The organism is Oleiphilus sp. HI0123 (genome assembly GCF_001635315.1).
In genome coordinates, this window is record NZ_LWGE01001150.1 from 1 (window position 1) to 5784 (window position 5784).

Here is a 5784-nt window from a genome sequence, read left to right on the forward strand (position 1 = left end):
TTTTTCCTGCCTTTTGTAAGGGTTGGTGGGGCTTGAAGTCCTTTGGTATCAATTATGGCCTTCTGTTTACTTCGTGGGGAATAGGCGGTTTTGTGATGACCAAAATATCGGGAGCGATAGTCGCGAGTACCGGATCCTATGTCTGGTCATTTATCGTGGCTGGAATTCTACTGGCGATTGCCGCTTTCGTTGCATTACGAATGAAAGAACCTAAGAGTGTTGCCTAGAGCATGAAAAAAGGGGCGGGTCTAAATCGACCGGCCCCTTTTGTTTAAGTAAGACTAAACCTGTTTAACACTTAGTTTAGTAAATCATTACCTAAGTTGATTAACTGCGTCTCACCATTGCTATCATCAACACCGTCATTGTCATTGACGACATAAACAGTATTGTCTGCAGTTACGGCTAAGCCTTCCATTTTCTCGTAAGTCGCTCCACCTGGCGCAGACAAGTCACCTTCAGCAATAAGATCTCTGACCAGAGTCTTGCTAATGGTGTCGCCATCGCTCAGTGCAGATACGTCAAACTCATAGATGCGCTTAATGGCTGCATCTTTGCCGCCCTGGTTATCACGCTCAAGCATTAGGAACTTACCGTCGCCAATCGAGGTGATATCAGATAAACCAACCCAGCCACCATTTTGCGACTCGGCAGTATCGAGAGGGTAGAAGAAGAAGCTCCACTGCTCACTTGTCGTATTGTAAGCACCAATGCGTGGATTCGCTTCATCGCCCCAAGCGCGCTGAATTGCTACATAGACTGAACCGTTATATTCAGTGATGCCTTCAAAGCCGAAGCGTACTTGAATATCATTCACTGATTGTGGCAGTGTGATAACTTCTTCAATGACGCCATTCGCATCGGTTTTGAATATGAAGTTCAAGCTATTGATTGGTCGTCCTGCATCCCCTTGTGTACCTGAACCTTCAGAAGCAACCCAGAAACCGCCATCGCTGGCAACGGCTATACCTTCAGGGTCAATATTGACGCTGTTGTCATCATTGATCAGTAGCGCTAGGTCTGCTTCATCGAAAACACTGACGCGTGTTGCATCGTCAGCATCAACCGAATCATCTGCCAAAACGCTTCTGGAAATGGCTGCAAAGATATTATTGCTATCTTTGATTGTGACTTCCTGGTTCAGCTGAGCGGGTGTGGTGCTGACGTCAATACCGAAAATACGACTTTGACCATAGAAGCTGTCTTCGATGGAATAAAGCATGTTTTCATCTGTTGGGCTTGCTGCCAAACCAGATAGTGCGCTCCAAGGTATGGGTGTCTCATCGACTCGATTAGTTGACTCGATTGTTGGGTAGCTTGCATCTGCGCTAGAGCGCTGATAGATATTCAATGCCGCACGGAACTTATCACCACGATCATCTTTTTCACTGGCGACAACCAGTAGGTTTCTATCAGGGATAGCCAAGCCACCTTCAGGGCCCACACCCGCAGGTAGGGTTTGCTTGTATACAGGCTGCTCTGGGTTACTGACATCGTAAACAAATACTAGGTTAGCACGTTCAGAGTTGACGAATAAGTAAGGCGTACCACCGAAGCTAGCAACTTCGATATTCTCAGGCTCGTTACCTTTGTTTCCAGAACGAGCATCTGGGTAGTGGCCGAAGCGAACTGCCATGTGGTCCAGGTCGTTGCCGGAAGAGTAAACCACTTCACCTTGCTTGTTGAAGATTGTGAAGCCACGGCTGCCACCGTCTAAATCACCTTCATCGGCAGTGGCGAAATATTCAGTGTCAATCCAAGATACGCCATCAGGCTCACGAGGAATATCGTTTAAGCTCTCGCTTAATGAAATAATGGCGGCATCTTCTTCTGTGTTGTCGATGTTTTCAAGATCAACGGTACCCGCTGAGAAGTCTGCGCTAACCGTGGCTGTTTCCAGGTCAACTAATAAAATGTGGTTGTTTTCCTGAAGTGTGACAACAGCGATATTGTCACTGTTGATATCGACATATTCTGGCTCAGGGTCTGCTGCGTACAGGTCAGCAATTCCGGTGATGTCTAGAGTTTGGCTTGTCCAATCAGCAGGTTCACCGCTTAGGTTAAGAATAACCAGCTCGCCAGCTGGAAGCTGCGGTGGCGCACCATCGCCTAGATCTTCATCACGCTCGTTTTCAAGAATCACAAGTGCATACATGCTGTCCGGGCTGACTGCGATAGAGTCTGGTTGGCCGCCAAGAGCGATCGTTCTAACTAGAGTTTTACTCGCAATATTAATGACAGCTAGCTCGCCCGATACCGTGACGTAGTCTGTTGAAGTGTTTACAGCCGCGAGAGCGTACTCTCCTTTGATCGCTACTGATGTTGGCTCGCCATTGAGTGCGAATGTGCCTGCAGCAGCCGGAGACTCAATAGTAGAAATATCGACGAAGCCTAGCTGTTCTTGCTCGCTGTCAGTATAGATTAACGTTTGTCCGTCAGTGCTTGCGGCAACAATTTCTGCAACGGTTTCGGTGTCGTCATTACATTGAGTATTGATCTGCTCACATACGTGGAAAGTCGCCACTCTATTGAAGTTTTTGACTGACGAGGAGTCTTTATCGTCATCGCTGCAACCTGCTAACAAGAGGGGGCTTGAAATGGCGAGAGCGAGAGCCGTTTTCTTAAACATATTCATAGAGTGCATAATTTTCCTTTCCATTTAACGATAGGTGTTTTTACTGAAGAGGGAATTATGTTTCGAGAGTGCTACAAATTTATGTCTCTTTTAAGTCACTTTGGTGACGGTACTTATATGCAAGGAGTGGAGCCTTCCTGTTTCTATAGAAAAATGACTAGTCGAAACAGGAGGCGAGTTGATTTAGCCGGGCTAGAGAGCACAGAGGTTTGATAACCAGATTGTCTGATAAGGCGCTAAATCGATTGTGTTATCAGCTTTGCTAAGCTCTTGCCCACTGATTAAGTTGCACCATGCTTGAGTATCGACCAGATTAATGTCAGCTATCGCAAGTTGCTGTGACTCCTTGCTGATGTTCGATATACAAAAAATGCTTTGCTTTCTGTCTGGAGACTGACGCCAATAGGCGAATATTTTATCCCCCAGGTGCAAAGTGAATTGCACTGCATTAGGGTGAAAGGCAGCATGTTGTTGTCGGATTTTTAGCAGACGTTTTATTTCGCTGAAGACACGCTGGTGATGCGTGTTTTCGTTAAGCTGCGTAGTTAAATCTGTATAGTCCCACTGGTGTCTGTTAATAGATCGATTATGGCCGGTGTTCTCCATTCGCTTATAGTCGTTTTGGGTGGCTAGCAAGCTATGGACATAAATACCCGGAATGCCCTCTAAGCCAAACATAATGGTATGTGCACAGAGAAAACGTTCGATACCGAATTGATCTTTTCCTTCTGTCGTGCCTTGTAGCGCATCGAATAGTGAGATATTGATTTCGTATGGTTTGCGAGAAGGCGTTTCGGTATTTCGACCATCTACGCTGTCCAGTGCTCGCCATGAGATTTGTCCTCCGAAGCTTTGCATGGTTTCTACTAGATTTTGTACCTCATCTTCGTTGAGAATTCCTTCAATTGGCCGTAAGCCAATACCGTCATGAGAGGCAATGAAGTTGAAATAGCAAGTGCCGTGCTGTGCCGGAGGCATGCTCATCAGCCACAGCTTCAAGTGATGACAGTTCCCACTGATTAAGGTATTCAGCAATAAGGGGGGCAAAGCGAAGTTATAAACACAATGCGCTTCGTTAGCATTACCAAAGTACGACAAGTTTTCTCTATTGGGAATGTTAGTCTCAGTGATAATAATGGCATCGGGCTGAGCATGTTCGATTAACAAACGAAGCAGGCGAACGACGTTATGTGTTTCTTCCAGATTGATACTGCTAGTACCGGCACGCTTCCATAGAAAGGCAATAGCATCCAGGCGAAATACTCGAACGCCCATATCGAGGTAGTGTCTAATGATCTTGATGAATTGCAGTAATACCCGAGGGTTTCTGAAATCGAAGTCGACCTGATCATGACTAAAGGTACACCATACGTGTTGCGTGCCGTAAGGCGTTTCAGTTTTTCTAAGTAGTGGGCTTGTTCTGGGCCTAACGACAGCGCTTAGGTCTGTTTCCGGGTCTTCGGTAAAAAAGTAATCGTGTCCAGGGCCTTCGGCTTTAATAAAGTTCTGAAACCAGACACTACGGCTAGAGCAATGGTTAATCACCAGATCACTCATAAGCTTATAGTGGCTGGCGATGTCCTGGATATCGGGCCAATCGCCTAAGGCTTCATTAACGCTTGAAAAATCCATGACCGCAAAGCCATCGTCTGAGCTATAGGGGAAAAAAGGCAGGATATGAACTGAATTAATGGTGCTTTCACAGTGCTCGTCAAGAAAGTGCTTGAGTGTATGGAGAGGTTTTTCCCCATCGACAAGAAATGTGTCGCCATAAGTAATCATGCACGTTGTTGATTGATCCCATAATGTCTGGTGATCCCCTGGTGTCTGGCAGCTAGTATCTAGCCTCATTTCCTTAAGCGCGCTATCTGTTAGAGAGGCGGTGCTCTCGTTTAGTTCGATGTCATGATAAATAACGTCCAGCAAGTGTTGAGCTTGCTGGACTAGAGCCGAGTATATAGAGTTCATTGTGAGAAAAACTCCTTATTGTCAGCCTCCACCGCTGCATATAGTCTTTCGAGAATATCGGGCTTGGCGCTAATAACTCTGTTCCAACTAGGAATGAAAGGGGTATCCATCGGCTTCTCGAGGAAGGCTTCACCAGCTTTCATGATGTTGTGAGCAAAAAGCTCGACGGCTTTTTCTTCCTGATGAATATCCAGCGACAAGCCATTCATCAAAGCATCGTTGTGATAAGTTTCGACAAAATCGAGCGCGATTCTAAAGTAGGTCGCTTTAATTGAGCGGAATGTTTCAGTGTTAAAGGTCTTGCCGTGAGTTGCCAGTTTTCTAAATAAGGCCTTTGAGATATCGATCGACATCTTGGATAAGCCTCCCTGATCATTTTCAGCTGACAAGTCCTGGTGTTTGTGGTCGTAAACATCGGCAATGTCTACCTGGCACAGCCTATTGTTGGCGTAGTTGCGGTGCATCTCAGAAAGCACACCTATTTCCAAACCCCAGTCGCTGGGAATGCGAATGTCGTTAAGCACATCTTTACGGAAGGAAAACTCACCGGCGAGTGGGTAACGAAAGCTATCCATAAATTGTAGATACTCTAATTCGCCATAGACTTTCTTTAAGGCTCGTAATAGCGGCGTTACCAGCAAACGGCTAACGCGGCCATTTATTTTGCCTTCAGCAACGCGAGCATAGAAACCTTTACAGAACTCATAGTTGAAGCGAGGGTTGGCAACCGGGTAGATCAGTCTTGCTAATAGTTCTCTGTCATAGGTAACAATGTCGCAATCGTGCAGAGCGACTGATTCAGATCGGTCAGACGCTAGCGTGTAGCCCATGCAGTACCAAACATTTCGTCCTTTTCCTAACTCTTTTGGTGCCAGGTTTAAGGCTTGTAATTCAGCATCAATCGCTTTGAGTCGTGGACCTTCATTCCAGAGGACGCGGTGATGTTGCGGTAATTGGCCAAAGAACTTTAAAGCGTGCCGGTACTGCGCCTCGTTAGCTCGATCTAAGCCAATAACGATTTCTGATAGATAGTCGGCACCTTCGAGGTGGCTGACGATCTTGGGTAGTGCCTCACCTTCGAGTTCGGAGAAAAGAGATGGAAGAATCAAGGACATGGGGCGTTGTTTACTAAAGCCCCTTAACTCATCTTCCAAATCATCCAGAGGGCGACGTGATAGGTT

3 protein-coding genes and 1 pseudogene are annotated in these 5784 nt (G+C 46.2%); 1 reads left to right on the forward strand and 3 read right to left on the reverse strand.

Annotation, left to right across the window (positions count from 1 at the left end; translation table 11 throughout):
- Positions 1–227 (forward strand): annotated as a pseudogene (locus A3761_RS12210) (hypothetical protein); the annotation flags it as partial.
- Positions 228–298: 71 nt separating this feature from the next.
- Here the strand turns inward: A3761_RS12210 and A3761_RS12215 are convergent.
- From A3761_RS12215 to A3761_RS12225, 3 genes are all read right to left on the reverse strand, one after another.
- Positions 299–2644, reverse strand: a complete 2346-nt coding sequence (locus tag A3761_RS12215) for an esterase-like activity of phytase family protein (RefSeq protein WP_068509486.1) — start codon at positions 2642–2644, stop codon at positions 299–301.
- A gap of 183 nt (positions 2645–2827) precedes the next feature.
- Positions 2828–4603, reverse strand: a complete 1776-nt coding sequence (locus A3761_RS12220; protein ID WP_068509484.1) for a sugar phosphorylase — start codon at positions 4601–4603, stop codon at positions 2828–2830.
- A partial coding sequence (locus A3761_RS12225; protein WP_068750279.1) for a glycosyl transferase occupies positions 4600–5784 on the reverse strand: 1185 nt, incomplete at its 5' end. The genes A3761_RS12220 and A3761_RS12225, both read right to left, overlap by 4 nt.

Coding starts and splice junctions, on each gene's coding strand:
- A3761_RS12215 (WP_068509486.1), bottom strand. CDS start 2,644: ATGCACTCTATGAATATGTTTAAGAAAACGGCTCTCGCTCTCGCCATT.
- A3761_RS12220 (WP_068509484.1), bottom strand. CDS start 4,603: ATGAACTCTATATACTCGGCTCTAGTCCAGCAAGCTCAACACTTGCTG.